This window comes from Arthrobacter sp. NPDC080031 (genome assembly GCF_040702485.1).
Classification (GTDB): domain Bacteria; phylum Actinomycetota; class Actinomycetes; order Actinomycetales; family Micrococcaceae; genus Arthrobacter.
Window position 1 is genome coordinate 1 of the sequence record NZ_JBFBLA010000048.1, and the last position, 16563, is coordinate 16563.

Genomic DNA, 16563 nt, shown 5'->3' on the forward strand with positions numbered 1-16563 from the left:
CGTCGCCGTCGTGCCCGGCGTGGCTGCCCGGGACGCGGCCTGGGCCGGGGTCAACGCCGCCGCCGCGGCCCACCCCGCGTTCGTCGTCAGATCAATGTTGTTGATCTTCTGCACCGTGAACGTCACCCCGCTGATTGGCGTCAGCCCCTGCAACTGGGCAGCCGTCAGGGCCGTCCCGTCGCTCGGCAGGCTCGTCGCCGTAACCGGCTTCTGATACTTGTGGATCGTCAGCGACGCCGTCCGCAGAACGGGGTTCGTGACGCCGGTTCCGGAATCAACCACCCTGGCCGTCTCCTGCGGCACAGGAATCATTTCGGGGACGATTGGCGCAGGCACCGTAGGTTGCGGCACCGCCATGGCGGGCGGGTCCGACGTCGGCGCCGGGCTTGGCGGGGGCGCCGGGCTTGGCGGGGGCGCCGTCGGCGCATGTTCAGGCACGGGCTGCTGGGCTGACGGCGCGCTGCTCGGAACGTGGGCTTCAGCGATTGGCGCCGGACCGGCCTGTCCATTCCAGACGAGGATGCCTGTAATCGCGAGGCCTCCCAGGACCATCGCGGCCACTGCCATCTTCCAAATTCCCGCCACTGTCCGCAGTCCCGCGGCGGCCGGTTCGGCCACTCCCCGAAGGAACGTCTTTGGAAAGAACGGCTTAGCAAGGAACGGCTCCGGCAGGACCCCTCCGGGAAGAAGCGACTCGAGCAGTGTGGTTCCGGGGAGGAATACGGAGGTCACTGCCGGTGTGAAGACCACCCCGACCACCAAGGGGAAGACAAGCGCCCTCATGCCTGCCTGGACATCGTTGAGTTCCACCAGCACGGCCGTGCACTTCGGACACTCATCCAGGTGGGCCTTGACCTTTTCGCGCGACGCGCGCTTCAGGCCGTTGCGGGCGTACTTTCCGAGCTGGCTAGAATATTCGGCGCATGAGTCGTCGCTGACCACTGCCACGTGGTTTTGCAGGTAGGCCTGCCGGAGCCCCTCACGTGCCCGTATCACGAGCGAGGAGACGCCGTTGGGGCTCAATCCGATGAACGGCGCGGCTGCGGCAGGTTTGAGGCCTTCGATGTCCACGTGCCAAAGGGCCGCCTGCCAGCGTTCCGGAAGCGATTTGAACGCCTTCGCCATGGTGCTGGACTCGAAGGCGTCCAGAACGGTGTCCGCGTCGACGGCAACGCTATCCAAGGCGTCGACGTCGCCCACGACCTGGGTACGCCTGGCCTTCCGGTTCCGGTCGTGGGCGATTCGCCGCACGGCAGTCAGAAGATAGGAGCGGAAGAACTGGTCCGGCCCCTTGCCCTCGGTGAGCGCTTGGAAAATCGAAGCAAACGCCTCGGACACGACGTCTTCGGCGTCGCTGGCATTGTCCGTCTGGGCGCGGGCAACAAACCTGGCCGCTGCCACATGTCGCCGGAACAGCACATCGAAGCCGGAAGCGTCACCGTCACGCACCATTGCCAAGATTTGAGGGTCGCTGTGCCCGACGGCCATCGACGCGTCCCCGCCATTCGAACCGTCCTCTGAAACCTTCCCCATAACCATCCAGTGTGACAGCCGAATTTGCGTGTGACTTGATTTTTACGCAGGCCCCGGTTAAGCGACGGCGTCCGACCACTGGCACGGCTGCGAGCTTGTCAGCGCCATGCACACGGGCATGTCCCGAGCCAGGGCAATCCGCGACGAACACGACGCCATTGTCGCCCGCAAACAATAGTTCCTGGGCAAAACCGCGTCACAATCCCGCGTTCGCACCCACTCATCAGTGATACGACCACTCAATGCAGTCGACGGGAAGATCAGATGATTCAACGCACGCCGCGAGCCCGCGACGGAAAGTCCGAGGTGTTCTACCTGACCCTCGATTGCAGGGACGGAGTTCACGCGGCGTGCGCCGTTTGCCATTGCCTTTGCCATGCCCACGGGCACGCGTCCCGTGGGCTGGAGGAGCCCAGCCCGGCGGAATGACTAGTCGTTGTCGGGTTCCCCCACGGGCGGTTCCGGCGGCCAATCGACGTCGAGGTCGTAGCCCTCATGCTGGCGCAGATAGGCCGCGATGAACGGGCAATGCGGAATGATCCTCTTGCCCGAGGCCAGCACGTCATCCAAGGCAAAGTGCGCCAGCACCTTGGCCAGGCCGCGGCCTTTGAACTGCGGGCGGGTCTCCGTGTGCAGGAAGTCTATGTGGCCGGGCTTGTCCATAAACTGCGAGATCACGGCTACTTCACCGTCAACCAGAAGCTCGTAGCGGTGGAATTTGTCGTTCCTGACCGTTGTCACGTCCGGGCTGAACGACTCTGCGGTTGGATCCGTGAACTCAGTCATGAGTCGAGATTCGCACGTAAACCGGGCTCTGGCAATGGCACCGGAGGGGCATCGGGAACGGCGGCGGAAAGGACTCCGTCCGGCACCCGTCCCAGCAGTAACACTCCCAGCGCGAAGCACGCCGCTCCCCCGCCGAGAAGGGTCAGCGTGAGTCCGTTGAAGGCGGCGTCCACCACCGGAATGAAGACCACGACGCCGGCAGTCACCACCGCGACGTGCGTCCTGCCGCGCGCGTGGCTGGCCGCCGTCGGGCGCTCCTCAAGCCTGCCGAACAGGAGCAGGACCGGGACTAGAAGCAGGAGGACGCCGAGGAGCACCAGCGGGCGGGCCCACCACCATTCGGCCGTACCGGCCGCCGGCTTGGGGAAGTCAGTGAGCAGAAGCAACCCCGACATGGCTGCGAGCAGGGGCAAATGCCACAGATACACCGTCATCGACCGCCGGCCGGCCACGGCCACCACCCAACGGATCCAGCGCACGCCAGCCACCCAGGCAAGGCCGGGGCGCAGCAATTGGAGCGTTGCCGCCTGGGACAGCCCCAGTAGCAGCATGCAGAAGTTGGGCGGATTCAGGTCCACGATCATGTTTCCGGAGTAGACACCAATCCCGGTCACGAAACCCAGCAGCAGGTTGCTGCCGACGATCAATCCCGCGAACCAGCCCCGGCTTCGTCCGGCGAAGATGCCGTCGGCGATGAAGAAACCGAATTGCTGGACCGCGCACCACACAAAGAGCAGGTTGACGAAGGCGAGCATCGGAAACGCCCCGCGCAGGGAGTCCAGGGTGATCACGGCGGCCACGAGCCCGCCGAGGGTCAGCCACGGGGAATGTCCATGCAGCCGGGCCAGCAGGGGAACGCTCAATTGAGTAGCGAGGTAGGCGGCCAGGAACCACAAGGGCATGCCCGCGCCCGTCGCGATGAGCTGGACCACTTCCGGATCGACGCCAAGTAGAGTTGCCGCCCAGAGCCCCACGAACATCGAGGCCAGCAATGCAGTTGCCGGACGGATGAGGCGCAAGAGCCGCAGTTGTGCGTAGTCGACGCCGGTGCCGCCGCGCGCACGCAAGCGGCGCCACGATTCCAGGCCCGTGATGCCGCCAAGGACGAAGAACAGCGGCACCACTTGGAACACCCACAAGACGGGTTCGAACCAGTGCTGCTCCATGAGCGTGTTTTCGGTGGTGACGGTGCCGTCCGGGTGCAGGACCGGGCTCACCATCATGCAGTGCGAGAGCACCACCAGGATGAGGCAGAAGAACCGGGCAAGATCGATCACGGGATCACGGGAACGGCCAAACCCGGCTATGGCCACCGACGTCTTTTGTTGCCTCGAGAATCCCATTGCGCTCCCTCGCGAACTGCTGAGACCATTGTGCGCCCGCTCGACGGCGCGAACCATAGCGGGCGACGCCGTGAATTCGTGGGTGCGGCCCGCGGGCTGCGTTCCGGAACGCAGCCGTGGAACCGCACCCACGATCACGGCGTTTAGCGGCGGACGCTCAGCAGCCGTTCCCGTTGCCGTGGGTCGGTTGCCGCCGCGCATGCCGCCAATGCCAGGCCGAAGGCGCCGTCCAGGACCGCGCGGTCCGCGGAAGCGGAGGAGCCGTGGGCAGCAAACTCGGCGGTGTGGTGGGCGGCCCCTCCCACGTCGTAGCCGAGCAAGGGATGGATGCTTGGCACCAGTTGCGAGACGTTGCCCATATCCGTGGAAGCTACTGGATCGTCGTTGAACGCTACAGCCCTCCCCCGGGCGGACATCGCTTGCCGGTAGGCCTCGGAAAGGTACCGGTCCTGCCTCAGTTCGGCGTAGGCATTGCCGGTGGGCGTGACCTTGAGGGCGCTCCCGCTGGCAAGTGCGCCCGCCTCCAGGCAGCGCCGCACGCGTTCCTCGATGGTTCGCAGGTTCTTGAGGCTCGGCGAACGCATTTCCACGCTCGCCCGGGCGCGCTCCGGTATGACGTTGACGGCACTTCCGCCTTCCGTCACGATCAACGAAACAACCGAGCCGGGCGGAAGTTGCTGCCGTGCCAAGGCAATGGCCGTCTGTGCAATCACGAGCGCGTCGAGGGCATTGACCCCCTCGGATGGAGCGGCTGCGGCATGCGCGGGGCGCCCTTCATAGAGCACGTCCCACATACCCATGGCCAAGGACGAGCCGCCGATGACGTCCTCGGCGCCGGCATGGGCCATCATCGCCAGGGATACGTCATCGAAGAAGCCCTCGCCGATGAGATCGACCTTGCCGCCGCTTGTCTCTTCCGCCGGAGTGCCGAGGACCTTGACAGTGATCCCGAGCTCGACGGCGACGGAGGCGAGCGCGAGTGCCGCGCCCACAGCACAGGCGGCGTTCACGTTGTGTCCGCACGCGTGGCCAATGGTCGGCAAAGCGTCGTATTCAACGCACAGGGCGACCACCAGCTCACCCGTTCCGAACGTTGCGCTGAAGGAAGCAGCGAGCAGCGGCTGCGGGCCGTCAAAGCTGAAGCCTGCGCCCCGAAGCAGCCCGCGAACCCGCTTGGCGGCCCGGAACTCCTGCCCGCTGAGCTCCGGATCGGCGTGGATCGCGTGGCTGAGGCCAAGGATTTCGGGTTCCCACCTTTCCAGCGCGGCAGAGACGGAGCGTTCGACGGCGGCCGAAGACGTCGTGACGGGCGTTGCGGTATCCATGGAGGCGGCTTTCATGGCCACGGCTTTCATGGCGGCGCCTTTCATGCGGCTGTCGCCGCTGCGTGGCGCTTCGGGTAACGGGCGGCTGCCGCCGCGGCGATCAGGGCCGCGATGGCCAGGGCAATCCAGATCGACAAGAGTCCCCCTTCGCTGATGTGCCCGGACTGGACTGAAGACGAGGAGATGAGCTTCACGACGGCAGCACCCACCGCAATGCCCACGGAAAGTGCCAGTTCGTTGAGGCCGGCCGCCGTCGAGGTTTCCTCGAGCGGAACGCCCTCGACGGACAGTGCCCGGGTTCCTGCCTGGTACATGCCAAGGCTCAGGTTGAACATGGCGAAGCCGGCGCAGTAGCCGGTCAGGGAGCCGTGCGCAGCTGCCATGACCAGGAAGCCGCCCGCCAGCAGGAGACCGGCGAATACCAGGGTGGCACGTTCGCCGAACAGGCTGAGCGCCTTTGAGGTCAGAAGGGAAGAGAGCAGCGAGAGCACCGATGCGGCCGCCAGGACAATGGCGATCATGAGCGGGCTCAGCGCGAAGCCGTAGCCGGTCTTGTCAGGGTTCGAATACAGGAAGATTCCGTTGGTGCCGAAGTAGCTGATGGAGGCGAAACCGAAGAAGAAGGTGGCCAGTGAGACCGTCCGGATGCGCGGGATGGCGAGCATCCGCAGGTCCATGAAGCGCTTCCCGTTTACGCCTCGAGCGTCCAGGACCACCCAGTAGGCCAAGAGCGCGAGGCCGATGATTCCGGATCCGATTGTCTTGGCGTCCAGCCAGCCCCAGTCCGGGCCCATCGAAAGTGCCACCACGAAGCCGATCAGTCCGAGGGAACATGCCAGGAGCGGCACCAAGGCGAGTCCCTCGCGGGTGGGGGTCCCGGCGTCGGGCAGGACGAAGGAACAAAGCAGCCCCACAACCGCGAACGGCACCGCTACCCAGAAACCGAGGGTGGGATCGTCGACGCCGATGATCCCGGCAAGCAGGCCGCCTGCGCCGACCATGATCATGAGCATGCCGATCATCACGCTGACTCCGGTGCGCGTCTGCGCCGGGCTGCTCACCCGCAGGATGCCCATCATCAGCGGGATGAAGCCGACCACGCACGTAAGCATGACGACGCCGATTGTCACCGTCCATAGCGACGGCCACAACGCCATCATGAGGACGCCGGCCGCGACTACCGCCGTCGACCAGCGGAGCACCAGCCTGTAGCCATAGCTGTCGCCGAGCCGCGAGATGATCGGCGTGAGCACAGCAAAGCTCACGTTGGAGATCAGGAAAATCCCGTTGATAGTCGGGTCATCGATCGAAAAGCTCGGCCCGAGGGCGGGGAGGATCGGGTTCAGGTAACCCTGGGTGACTCCACTGAGTGATTCGATCAGGGCCATCGCCACGATCATTCCAGTGATGGTCCGGCGAGCGATGGCCGCCGTCGCTGGAGGTGCTGTCTTGCTTGCCATGTGCTTCCTTGAGTGTTGGGGGGCGTCGTTGCCTGGGTTTTGGGATGCGAACGGGTGATGCGAGTCACAACGGTAGTTTGGCCGTCTACACTGACTAGGAATTTGTTTGAAATCCTCTGATAATCGTGAATTTTGAAGGAATCAGCCATAATCTCCGAAATTGATCTTGAAATCGTCAATGCGCTGCAGATCAATCCCCGTGCCGACTGGAGCCGCGTGGGGGACGTCCTGGGCTTGTCCGGACCTACCGTCGCGCGCCGCTGGAACTCCCTTGCCGAACAGGGACTGGCTTGGATCACCCCGGCACCGGGACCGCGCTACCTAAGCGCGGGCTGGTCGGCGTTCATCAGCCTTTCTTCACTTCCGAGCGAGAACGAAGCCCTGGTTCGCAAGCTGTGCGCGGAGCCGGCATTCGGTACCGTTTCGCTGGTGTCCGGCTCCCACGATCTCTTCGTGGACTGCTTCGCCTCAAGCCACGAAGAACTCATGGACATCGTCACTGGATCCTTCGCCGGGCTCCCTGGAGTGACCCACCGGGAGGTCGTCTTCGTCACCAAGCTGTACCGGCAGGCTTCCGACTGGCGCAGCGGCACCTTGGAGCCGGCGCGGGCACGGCTCATGTCGGCAGAACCCCTGCCTGCCCCGGCCGCCTACGCACCGGACAAGCTGGATGCGTTGTTGTTGGAAGAACTGGCCCCGGGACGGGCGGGCCAGTTGGGCAGAGCTGGGGGCCGCTTGCGGCGTCTCTCCCCAAACCGCACGACGGCGGGTGGAGCGGTTCCTCGCGTCCGGCTACATGACGCTGAGGTGCGACACGTCCGCTTCCGCCCAGCAAGGGCTAAGGGAAGTGAGCCTGATCCTCAACGTGCCCGCCCACCATGTTGACGGCGTCGGGCGCTACTTCGCTGCGCTGCCGAACTGCCGGCTCAGCGCCCAGGTTCTGGGCGCCCAGAACCTCCTCGTAACACTGTGGGTCCGCGGCTACTTGCAGGTCCAGGGCCACGAGCGCGAACTGGCCGAGCGCGCACCGGGGAGCGCCGTGATCTCCCGGCAAGCCGTGGTCCGCAACTACAAACGGCTCGGGCACGTGTTGGACGAGTCCGGACGCAGCCGCAGCGTGGTCCCGTTGCCGCTGTGGCGTGAAGGCTAGCTGCTCTCGCTGCCCGCCCTGTCCCCAACGCTCGCTCACCTATGACGCCAAATCCCCCGACGCCCGCTCACCTATGACGCCAAATCCCCCGACGCTCGCTCACCTATGACCGGAAGTGCCGCTCCCATCTGGAAACCCAGACGGCAACCCGAACATTTGCCGTGCGCCGCGACGGCTCGCCGCGTTTAGTAGAGAGTGCTATCAATCCATGACAAAGGAGTCATCGTGGCACGCGCCGATTTCGCGACAGTGCAGTCAGCCCCATTTCCCCTCGCTCCAGCCGCCCTTGCCAGCGGCGCAGCTCTTGGCCTCGGCTTGGCGGCCAGGCCAAACGCCGACGGCGACTCCGGGCCCGGCGGCGAGGTCCCCAGCAGCGCCTGGCGGGTCCGCGCCGATGCCTGGGAGTTCCTTGGCTACGCCGTCAAACAGCTGGCTGCCGCCACATCGCGTTCCGGGGCCGCCCGCCAGTCACGGGAGCTGCCGCGGGAGGTTCGAAGGTTGTTGCCAATGCTGGAATCCCTGGAAATGTACTGGGCGTCTCCGGGGCAGCAATATGTCATGGAATTGCGGCGAATCCTCGAGGCTGGAGAGTACCGTGAGGCGCTAAGCCTCATCGAACCGGTCGCGCGTCGCGTTGCCGGCCACAATCAACACGCCCAGGAACCCTCGCAGGACCCCGAACGCGAAGCGGACCGCGTTGAAGAAACCGCCGAATCGCGCAAGCGGTTCGAGGTCCTCGTGGTCGACGACGTCGCCGGCGCCGACCGTGAAGCCCTTCAAACAGAATTGCTCAACCAGCGCCGCCCCGCCGATGCCTTCAATTACGAGCTCGTGTTCGTGCCGAGTTTCGAGGACGCGGTGGTGGCAATCCTGCTCAACCCCGACATTCAGGCGTGTGTGTTGCGGCCGGGATTCGTCCCCAAGAGCAGGCAGCGCCTGAACAGGGATGTGCGCGGATTCCTGGACCGGTTCCTGGGGAATTCACTCCCCGAGCGCCCCTTGGACCGCATCCTGAGCTTGGCCGAGAAACTGGGCGAACTCCGCCCCGAACTTGATCTTTATCTGGTGGCGGGCGTGGGAATCGAAGAGCTCGCCGGTTCCTTGACGCGCCAATTCCGCCGGATATTCCGCCGCCAGGACGGGTTGGAACTCCATTTGTCATTGCTTGCCGGCATAGCGGAACGATATGAAGCGCCGTTCTTCCACGCGGTCCAGCAATACAGCCGTAAACCCGCCGGTGTCTTCCATGCCTTGCCGGTGTCCAGGGGCGGATCGGTCATCCATTCCAAGTGGATCAACGATCTTGGCGAGTTCTATGGCCTCAACCTGCTCCTTGCCGAAACCTCCGCCACCTCCGGCGGCCTCGATTCGCTGTTGGATCCGCATGGCTCCCTCAAACAGGCCCAGAAGTTGGCGGCCCGGGCATTTGGTGCCCAAAAATCGCTCTTTGTCACCAACGGAACGTCAACGGCCAACAAGATCGTGCACCAATCGATCCTGGCCCCCGGCGATGTGGTCTTAGTGGACCGGAACTGCCACAAATCGCACCACTACGCCCTCATGCTGGCCGGCGCCCAGGTCTCATATTTGGATGCCTACCCGTTGAACGATTTCTCCTTCTATGGCGCGGTTCCCTTGGAAAGCATCAAGCGGATGCTCCTGGATTACCGCCGGGTGGGCAGGCTCCACGAGGTCAAGATGCTTGCCCTCACCAACTGCACATTCGACGGCATCGTTTACGACGTCGAACGAGTGATGGAGGAGTGCCTCGCCATCAAACCGGACCTGGTTTTCCTGTGGGACGAGGCATGGTTCGCGTTCGCCGGCTTCCACCACATCTATCGCCGTCGTACGGCCATGGCTTCGGCCCGGTCACTTGAAAAATCGTTCGCGGATCCGGCCTACGCCCGGCGCCACGCCCAGCAATTGCGCGAGCTTGGGGCGGCGGGCGGCCCGGGTTCGGGCTTGGATTCAGTCAGCGATGAGCTGCTCCTGAAGACGCGCCTGCTTCCCGATCCGGCAGAGGCTCGCGTGCGGGTCTACTCCACCCAGTCGACCCACAAGACCCTGACGTCGCTCCGGCAGGGGTCCATGATCCACATCCATGACCAGGACTTCGGTCAGTTGAACGAGGAAAGCTTCCGCGAGGCGTACATGACCCACACCTCCACCTCGCCCAACTACCAGATCCTGGCCTCGCTGGACATGGGCCGGCGGCAGGTCGAGTTCGAAGGCTACGAACTCGTGCAACGGCAGGCAGATCTCGCGGTCAGCATCGCCCGCGCCGTGGCGAGGCATCCCCTGCTGAGGAAGTACTTCCGCGTCCTCGGCACCCGGGACCTTATTCCCGAGCAGTACCGCGAAACGAGCCGGCAAATGCCGCTCCGCGATGGTCTGGCAGCGATGTCGGAAGCTTGGGAGCGCGACGAATTCGTTGTTGATCCCAGCCGTTTGACCCTGCACATCGGCCTCACCGCCGTGGACGGCGATACTTTCAAGCACGAGTATCTGATGGACAAGTACGGGATCCAGGTCAACAAGACGTCAAGGAACAGCGTCCTCTTCATGACCAACATTGGTACCTCCCGGAGTGCCGTCGCGTACCTCGTCGAGGTCCTGGTCAAGCTGGCCGAGACCTTCGAAGACGAGAAATCCGGCTTGAGTGGCCTGGGGCAGCAGGCCCGCAAAGCCCGCGTTGCCGCGCTGACCAGCACGCCGCCACCCTTGCCGGACTTCAGCCGGTTCGCCGAACGATTCCGCAAGGACGCGGAAACCCCCGACGGCAACATGCGCGCGGCCTACTTCGAGAGCTACAAGGCCGGATCCTGCGAATACTTCAGCGCGGCCGAACTCGCACGAAGGGTCGCCGCCGGCGAGGAAATGGTGTCTGCCTCCTTCGTCACCCCCTACCCGCCCGGATTCCCCGTCCTGGTTCCCGGGCAGGTGATCACGGAGGAGATCCTGGCCTTCATGTCGGCATTGGACACGCGGGAGATCCACGGCTTCAACCCGGAATTGGGGTTCAGGGTGTTGACGGGCAAGCCCTCGTGACCAGCCTCGACAGGCAATGGTGAGCGAGCGTCGGGCCGAAAGCCCACATACGTGAGCGAGCGTTCCAGTCAGTCGAGCGCGACCGCCAGGATGCCGAGCACGACGGCGAGTAGCGGCGTCGTGCCCTGAAGGACCGCGGCGCGGAGGTACTTTCTGCCGCTCAGGGCCAGCACGATTGCCGCCAGCAGCATGGAGCCGCACGAACTGAACAGGAGGGTCCAGCCCACCTGCGGATGACCAAGTGCGACAAAGACGATCCCGGCGAGCGCCCCGATGGCGAGGAAGAGGTTGTAGAAACCCTGGTTGTACGCGAGGGGCCTGGTGGTTTCGGCGTCGGACTGGGAAGCGACGCTGAAGCGCTTCCACGTGGCCGGACGGGTCCAGGTGATGGACTCCATGCTGAAGATGTAGACGTGCAACAAACCGGCAACGAGGGCGAAAATCAGGGAGGCCAGGATCATGTGCTGATCCTAGCCTCCCTGCGTTTCCCGGCCTCGCTTCCCGCGCCTAGCTGCTGAGCATGTCCAGCGTTGCTCCGGCGAACGTCGAGGCGGAGGAACTCCAGCGGCCCAGCAGGCCCTGGAGGTTCTCGCCGTCGGCCCGGTGCGCGGTGGTCTCGGCCTCGAGCGTGGCAAGAATGCCGGTGCGGAGCTCGGTGTTGAAGTTCACCTTGCCAACGCGCATGGAGGTGGCCTTGACCAGGTCCGCTGCCGGGATGCCCGACGCGCCGTGGAGCACGAGCGGAAGCTCCGTGCGCGAGGCAATGTCCTCCAGCACCTCCCAGTGCAGCTTGGGCTCGCCGGTGTAACGGCCATGCGCATTTCCCACGGCCACTGCCAAAAGATCGGCCCCGGTGCGGGAAAGGAAGTCCTGCACCTGGCCCGGGTCGGTCAGGCCTGCGGGATGGGCTTGAACATCCACCCCGAAAGCCTTGTCCTCGTCGCCGGCGAGCCCGCCGAGTTCCGCTTCAATCACGACGTCGGAGCCGCCTTGCGCGTCCAGTGCGGCACGGACCTCGCGTACCAGGGCGACGTTTTCCTCGAATGGGAGCGACGAACCGTCGGCGAGGACGGCGTCGGCACCGGCGGCCACGGAATCACGGATGACATCCAGGGCCGAGGCGTGGTCCAACTGAACTGAGACCGGCACGCTGGCGTCGTCGGCCAAGGCGCGCAGCGCCGTGATCAGCCGCAAACCGGCAAGAGACGCGGCCGTCTTCGGTGCCACCAGCAGGATGACCCCTTGTCCGGACTTCTCGGCAGCGGCCACCACGGCCAGGGCGGTGGTGAAGTCGTAGCAGGTGAAGGCCGGGACGGCTGCCCCTCGCTCCAGTGCGGAGCCCACAAGTTCGTCAAGGCGTACACGCATCAGTGGGCCAAGCCTCCCACCAGGATCCAGGCGACATAGCTGAGCAGATGATCAGGATTCAAGGGTGTGTCTTCCTTTGACAGAACCGGCCTGGACTCGAGGCCGGCAAGAGGGGCGACGACGGCGAAGGGGGACCGCCGCCGTCGCACGTTGTGCGAGGGGCTAGTTTGTGCGCCGGGTGGGCGCGACGACCTTGATCACGGCGGAGTCGTCGGCGGCGGCGAGGCCCTGGGCCTGGCCGAGGAGGTAGAGCTGTTCGGCAGCGGCGGCGACGGGTGCGGCCAGGCCGGCGGCGCGCGTCGCCTTGCCGACGATGCCCATGTCCTTCACGAAGATATCCAAACGGCTGAGGACCTCGGCACCATCCGCGTCGTAAGCCTCGAGGATGCGGGGGCCGCGGTTGGACAGCATGAACGAGCCAGCGGCACCTGCTTCCAGGGCCGCGAGGGTCTTGGCCTGGTCAAGGCCGAGGGCGTCAGCGAGCGCCATGGCCTCGGCGGCAGCGGCGATGTGCACGCCGCACAACAGCTGGTTGACGGTCTTGAGGGCCTGGCCGTCGCCGGGCTTGTCACCCACGATGCTCAGGGTGGAGGCCAACAGTTCCAGCGCGGGACGGGCCTTTTCCTGGGCGGCCGGCGTCGCGCCCACCACGATCAGGAGATCGCCTTCGCCGGCACGCTTGGGGCCGCCGGAGAGCGGCGCGTCCACGAGTTCGACGCCGTACTCGGCCAGGCGGGCGACGGTGGCTGGAATGGCTTCGGTACCTACTGTGCTGCCAAGGATCACGACGGCGCCCGGCTTGAGCACAGGGGCGACGCCGTTCTCGCCGAAGAGGACGTCGTCGAGTTGTTCGCCGTTGCGCACGGCAAGGAGCAGGGCGTCGGCGCCTTCGGAGGCTTCGCGCGCCGAAGCGAAGGTGCGTATCCCGGCGTCGGCCGCGAGCTTCAGCCGCGGTTCGGCGATGTCGAAGCCGTGGACGGTGAGCCGGGTTGCAAGGCGGGTGGCCATCGGCAGGCCCATCGCGCCCAGGCCGAGGACGGCGACGGTGTAATTGCTGGTCATGGTGTTCTCCATTGAATTTGGGGGTAGAAGGTGGCGCTGAGCTTGCGCGTTACCTGCGCGAGGGATTCGTCGTCGCCCACGTTGCCGGCGAAGACGATGTACGGGATGCCCTTCGCGGGTCCGTCCACCGGTTCCCACAGCGAGACGATGCCGGGCAGCATCGGGCCGCGGACAATCGCGTGGCGGATTTCCAGGCCGTGCGCGGCCACGTCCGAGGACGTGATTCCGCCCTTGGCGATGACGAAGCGGGGCGGGAAGGTCTTGAGCGTCCGGTTCACGATCGCGACGACGGCGGCAGAGACGGTGCGGGCAATCTTCAGGCTCGCTGCGGCGTCGTCGGTCTTGATGAGAAGGCGGCTCGTGTGGACGATGACGTCGCCGTCGCGGAGGGCGTCGACGACGGCGGCGACCACAGTTCCGATGTAAGCGTCAGCTTCGGCTTGGGCGGCGAGAAGCCTCTCCACGTCGATCTCAATGATGCGGGCTGCGCTGTGCTGGGCCGTCAGGGTGTTGAGCTGGCGCGTGGTGAGCCCGACATGCGAGCCGACAACGATCAAGCCACCGGCAGTGGAGGGTGTGTTGCCTTCGTAGGCTTCCTCGCCGCTGAGCGCTTCGCGGATTTCCTGGCCGATACGGCCGCGGACGAATGGCGGACCCACGCGGTAGAGCAGCTTCTTGCCGCGGCGTTCAGCTTCTTCCAGCCCGAGGGCCAGCGCGCGGAGGTCGTTCTCGGTGACGATGTCCGCGACGATGGGCGTGGAGTTCGTGGCCGGTTCGATCGCGTCGGCAATGGCCTTGGCCGAGAGTTCGGGATCTCCGGCGGATCCGTTCGCGGCAGCCGCACCGGCGCGGATGATGTTCAGGCCCAGGACGATCACATCGCTTGCCGGGAAACGGCCCTGCGACTTTTCCTCCACATACTTGGCCATCTCGGAGTTGGCGAAGCCGAAGCTCGCGTCCTTCGCGAACTCGGTCTCGGAAACCGGGGTGAGCTTGCCGGCGTCGGCCCCGGTGCCGCGCATGTAGTGCACGCCTCCGATGGTGACGCGTCCGGCGTCGGGAAACGCCGGGACGATCACGACGCCGTCGGTGGCCTCGCCGGTGACGTCGGCGATCGTGGCGGCAATGACGTCGGGTTCCAACGGGTAGTGGCCGCGGAGGGTGGAGTCGGAGCGGCTGACGAACCCCAAGCGAAGCTTGGAGCCGCCAGAGTTCTGGCCCGCTGCGACGAGGGCGTTGCGCACGATTTCCTCGTTGCGCGCCGCGGCCTCAACCGCGTCCAGGCTGCGCGTGTTGGTCAGCACATAGACCGCGGGCTGGGACCGGCTCTGCGCAATGTGGGCGAACGCCCACGTGAAATCGGCGACCTCCCAGCGGGTGAGTACCGGCAAGTTGGCGACTGATTGTGTGCCCGTGGGGTCGTCGTCGAGGACTACCAGGACGCGGGGCGAGGCTGTGGAAGACGCTGCTACGGCGTCGGCAACCAGCTGAGCGGGGATCTGGACTTCCGCCGGGAAGGCGGCCAGAACATCGGCTTCAAGGGTCACTTGCACTCCATCGTGGTTTTGAAGGTAAATGTAAGATGTCAGACATCTAATATTTGAATGCTAGTGTGACACACCCGCTTTCACCTGTGCAAGTGTCAGCGGTCACTATGCTTGGCGCATGCTTCAAGAGCCTCCGGCCGCGCTACATGTGGACATGCGCCTCCCGGCAACCGCCGCCCCCACGACGCCGGGACAACCGTCCCAGCCTCCCGTCCTGTTGCTGCACGGCTGGGCCTCGACATCGGCCTATTGGGAGCCACTCGCCACCGAACTGCTCGACGCCGGGCGAATCGTCTGGATCGTCGATTTGCCCGGGTATCACCGCGGGGACGTCTTGCCTCCGGATTTCCGGTGGACCCTGGAATCAGCGGCCGATTCCGTTGCTGCCGTTGCTGCCCGGCACGCGTCGCCCGTCCACCTTGTGGGGCATTCAATGGGCGGCAGCGTGGCGCTGACGCTGGCGGCAAGGCATCCGGAAATCGTGGCCAGCCTGGCCCTGATCGGCATGGTTCCGGCTCCGCCGAACGAAAGCTTCAAATCGATGCTCGAATCCCAGCTAGGGCAAGGTTTCATTGACGATGCGACGCGCGCCAAGTGCATGAAGGCCTGGTTCGGGGATTTGTCCCCCGAGGACCACGGCTTGCTGAGCCGGGGGTTTGGACTGCCGTTCGAGATCCTCGGACCCAGCGGCCTTGCGGCGATGGGCGGAGTGGCTACGGATATCCCCGAAAAGGTGACTGCACCGACGCTGGTGATTGCCGGCGTCGGGGACCGCTTACGCTCTCTGGACCAAGCGGAAGCCTTCGTCGCGGCCAGCCCATTGCGGAGGCTCGTGGCAATCCCCGACGCCGGGCATAGCGTGCATTGGGAGCAGCCGCATGCTTGCGCAATAGCGCTCGGCGCGTTTTGGAACGAAAGCCGGCAGCCACCAGCGTAAGATGTCAGACATCTAGGAACGGAGCACCATGGCACGCAAGTCGTTGGTCGGCGTCGTCGCTGACGAACTGCTGGACCGCATCGTCGCGGGCGAATTTCCGCCGGGAACAGTGGTTCCCGGCGAACTCGAACTGAGCGCCAAGCACGAAGTCAGCCGCATGACCGTCCGCGAGGCCATGAAGACCCTCGAAGCCCAGCGAATCCTCAGCGTGGAACGCGGCCGGGGAACATTCGTCAACCCGCTAAACCGCTGGGCGTCCCTCGAGGCGGTATTGCGTGCCGTTTCGGAGGGAAAGAACGACGCAGCAGCGTCCGTCCAACTCATCGAGCTGCGCCGCATGTTCGAGACCGGCGCCTGTGAACTCGCCGCGTCGCGGGTCTCCCCCGAGGAGATCGACCAACTGCAGGTTTACGTGTCCGCCATGCAGAAAGCCCACGATTCCAATGATGTGCGCGCGTTCGTCGAAGCGGATCTGGGCTTCCACGACGTCATCCTGCACGCCTCCGGCAACGTCTTCGTGGCCGTGCTCTTCGAACCCCTGCACCGCGTCCTGGAAACCCGCCGCACCCAGACCTCGCAAATCCCCGATATTCAGCAGCACGCGATCGGACATCACCGGGCCATCCTGAAAGCCCTCGAAGCCGGCGACGCCCCCCGCGCCCGCGAGGCCATGGACGCGCACATGCAGCAGACCCTCGACGATCTCAGGACGTACGTCCTAGAGGCCTAGCCCCCGGTCCCCGCCCGTGGGGCCGGACGCCCGCTCACCTATATGCGCCAATTCCCCAACGCCCGCTCACATATACGTGCCATTTCCCCAACGCCCGCTCACCTATACGGGCCAATCCACGGACGCGCGCTCACATCTGCTGAGGCCGGGGGGCGTTCCGCCGAAAGGCCCTATAGGTGAGCGAGCCCCCCTTCGTCAAGCTGGTTGTGAGTCATTCATTGCCTGTTGATTGAAGGAGCCGGCGATGGCCGTTGATAACAAGGGTTTTACG

At 65.2% G+C, this 16563-nt stretch carries 13 protein-coding genes and 2 pseudogenes; 6 read left to right on the forward strand and 9 right to left on the reverse strand.

The features are described 5' to 3' along the window. The 5 genes from AB0323_RS23535 to AB0323_RS23555 form a co-directional block, all read right to left on the reverse strand. On the reverse strand, positions 1 to 1533 hold a 1533-nt coding region (locus AB0323_RS23535; protein WP_366179478.1), incomplete at its 3' end, for a sigma-70 family RNA polymerase sigma factor. Positions 1534 to 1962: 429 nt separating this feature from the next. Then, entirely contained in the window at positions 1963 to 2319 is a 357-nt protein-coding gene (locus AB0323_RS23540; RefSeq protein WP_366179479.1) for a GNAT family N-acetyltransferase, read from the reverse strand. Then, a complete protein-coding gene (locus AB0323_RS23545; protein ID WP_366179487.1) occupies positions 2316 to 3662 on the reverse strand; it encodes an acyltransferase in 1347 nt (448 codons plus the stop codon). The genes AB0323_RS23540 and AB0323_RS23545 overlap by 4 nt, the downstream gene beginning before the upstream one ends. 143 nt (positions 3663 to 3805) lie before the next feature. Then, the gene (locus AB0323_RS23550; RefSeq protein WP_366179480.1) at positions 3806 to 5017 is read right to left on the reverse strand and encodes an amidohydrolase; all 1212 of its coding nucleotides are present in this window, start codon (positions 5015 to 5017) and stop codon (positions 3806 to 3808) included. 11 nt (positions 5018 to 5028) lie between these two features. Next, the gene (locus AB0323_RS23555; RefSeq protein ID WP_366179481.1) at positions 5029 to 6447 is read right to left on the reverse strand and encodes a hypothetical protein; all 1419 of its coding nucleotides are present in this window, start codon (positions 6445 to 6447) and stop codon (positions 5029 to 5031) included. A 132-nt stretch (positions 6448 to 6579) separates the two neighbouring features. Between AB0323_RS23555 and AB0323_RS23560 the strand changes: the two are divergent. The 4 genes and pseudogenes from AB0323_RS23560 to AB0323_RS23575 form a co-directional block, all read left to right on the forward strand. Then, positions 6580 to 6723, forward strand: a pseudogene (locus AB0323_RS23560) (AsnC family protein); the annotation flags it as partial. 394 nt (positions 6724 to 7117) lie between these two features. After that, a pseudogene (locus tag AB0323_RS23565) lies at positions 7118 to 7198 on the forward strand (hypothetical protein); the annotation flags it as partial. A 96-nt stretch (positions 7199 to 7294) separates the two neighbouring features. After that, positions 7295 to 7597, forward strand: a complete 303-nt coding sequence (locus AB0323_RS23570; protein ID WP_366179489.1) for a hypothetical protein — start codon at positions 7295 to 7297, stop codon at positions 7595 to 7597. Positions 7598 to 7912: 315 nt separating this feature from the next. Then, the gene (locus AB0323_RS23575; protein ID WP_366179488.1) at positions 7913 to 10648 is read left to right on the forward strand and encodes an aminotransferase class I/II-fold pyridoxal phosphate-dependent enzyme; all 2736 of its coding nucleotides are present in this window, start codon (positions 7913 to 7915) and stop codon (positions 10646 to 10648) included. A 68-nt stretch (positions 10649 to 10716) separates the two neighbouring features. Here the strand turns inward: AB0323_RS23575 and AB0323_RS23580 are convergent, their stop codons facing one another. The 4 genes from AB0323_RS23580 to AB0323_RS23595 form a co-directional block, all read right to left on the reverse strand. Further along, positions 10717 to 11109, reverse strand: a complete 393-nt coding sequence (locus AB0323_RS23580; protein WP_366179482.1) for a DUF1304 domain-containing protein — start codon at positions 11107 to 11109, stop codon at positions 10717 to 10719. A 46-nt stretch (positions 11110 to 11155) separates the two neighbouring features. After that, complete coding sequence (locus AB0323_RS23585; RefSeq protein ID WP_366179483.1) at positions 11156 to 12016, reverse strand: class II fructose-bisphosphate aldolase; 861 nt, start codon at positions 12014 to 12016, stop codon at positions 11156 to 11158. A gap of 162 nt (positions 12017 to 12178) precedes the next feature. Continuing rightward, positions 12179 to 13078, reverse strand: coding sequence for an NAD(P)-dependent oxidoreductase (locus tag AB0323_RS23590; RefSeq protein WP_366179484.1), 900 nt, complete (start codon positions 13076 to 13078; stop codon positions 12179 to 12181). Beyond that, the gene (locus AB0323_RS23595; RefSeq protein WP_366179485.1) at positions 13075 to 14625 is read right to left on the reverse strand and encodes a four-carbon acid sugar kinase family protein; all 1551 of its coding nucleotides are present in this window, start codon (positions 14623 to 14625) and stop codon (positions 13075 to 13077) included. Before AB0323_RS23595 ends, AB0323_RS23590 begins: the two co-directional genes overlap by 4 nt. A 118-nt stretch (positions 14626 to 14743) precedes the next feature. Here AB0323_RS23595 and AB0323_RS23600 point away from each other — a divergent pair, with 118 nt between their 5' ends. Both AB0323_RS23600 and AB0323_RS23605 read left to right on the forward strand, forming a co-directional pair. Next, positions 14744 to 15562, forward strand: a complete 819-nt coding sequence (locus AB0323_RS23600) for an alpha/beta hydrolase (protein ID WP_366179486.1) — start codon at positions 14744 to 14746, stop codon at positions 15560 to 15562. 28 nt (positions 15563 to 15590) lie between these two features. Then, on the forward strand, positions 15591 to 16292 hold the full coding sequence (locus AB0323_RS23605) for a FadR/GntR family transcriptional regulator (protein WP_364541894.1): 702 nt from the start codon (positions 15591 to 15593) through the stop codon (positions 16290 to 16292). Positions 16293 to 16563: the final 271 nt, after the last annotated feature.

What these genes read in the sequence shown, in the direction of transcription:
- AB0323_RS23540 (WP_366179479.1), bottom strand. Translation starts at nt 2,319, where the DNA reads ATGACTGAGTTCACGGATCCAACCGCAGAGTCGTTCAGCCCGGACGTG.
- AB0323_RS23545 (WP_366179487.1), bottom strand. Translation starts at nt 3,662, where the DNA reads ATGGGATTCTCGAGGCAACAAAAGACGTCGGTGGCCATAGCCGGGTTT.
- AB0323_RS23550 (WP_366179480.1), bottom strand. Translation starts at nt 5,017, where the DNA reads ATGAAAGCCGTGGCCATGAAAGCCGCCTCCATGGATACCGCAACGCCC.
- AB0323_RS23555 (WP_366179481.1), bottom strand. Translation starts at nt 6,447, where the DNA reads ATGGCAAGCAAGACAGCACCTCCAGCGACGGCGGCCATCGCTCGCCGG.
- AB0323_RS23580 (WP_366179482.1), bottom strand. Translation starts at nt 11,109, where the DNA reads ATGATCCTGGCCTCCCTGATTTTCGCCCTCGTTGCCGGTTTGTTGCAC.
- AB0323_RS23585 (WP_366179483.1), bottom strand. Translation starts at nt 12,016, where the DNA reads ATGCGTGTACGCCTTGACGAACTTGTGGGCTCCGCACTGGAGCGAGGG.
- AB0323_RS23590 (WP_366179484.1), bottom strand. Translation starts at nt 13,078, where the DNA reads ATGACCAGCAATTACACCGTCGCCGTCCTCGGCCTGGGCGCGATGGGC.
- AB0323_RS23600 (WP_366179486.1), top strand. Translation starts at nt 14,744, where the DNA reads ATGCTTCAAGAGCCTCCGGCCGCGCTACATGTGGACATGCGCCTCCCG.
- AB0323_RS23605 (WP_364541894.1), top strand. Translation starts at nt 15,591, where the DNA reads ATGGCACGCAAGTCGTTGGTCGGCGTCGTCGCTGACGAACTGCTGGAC.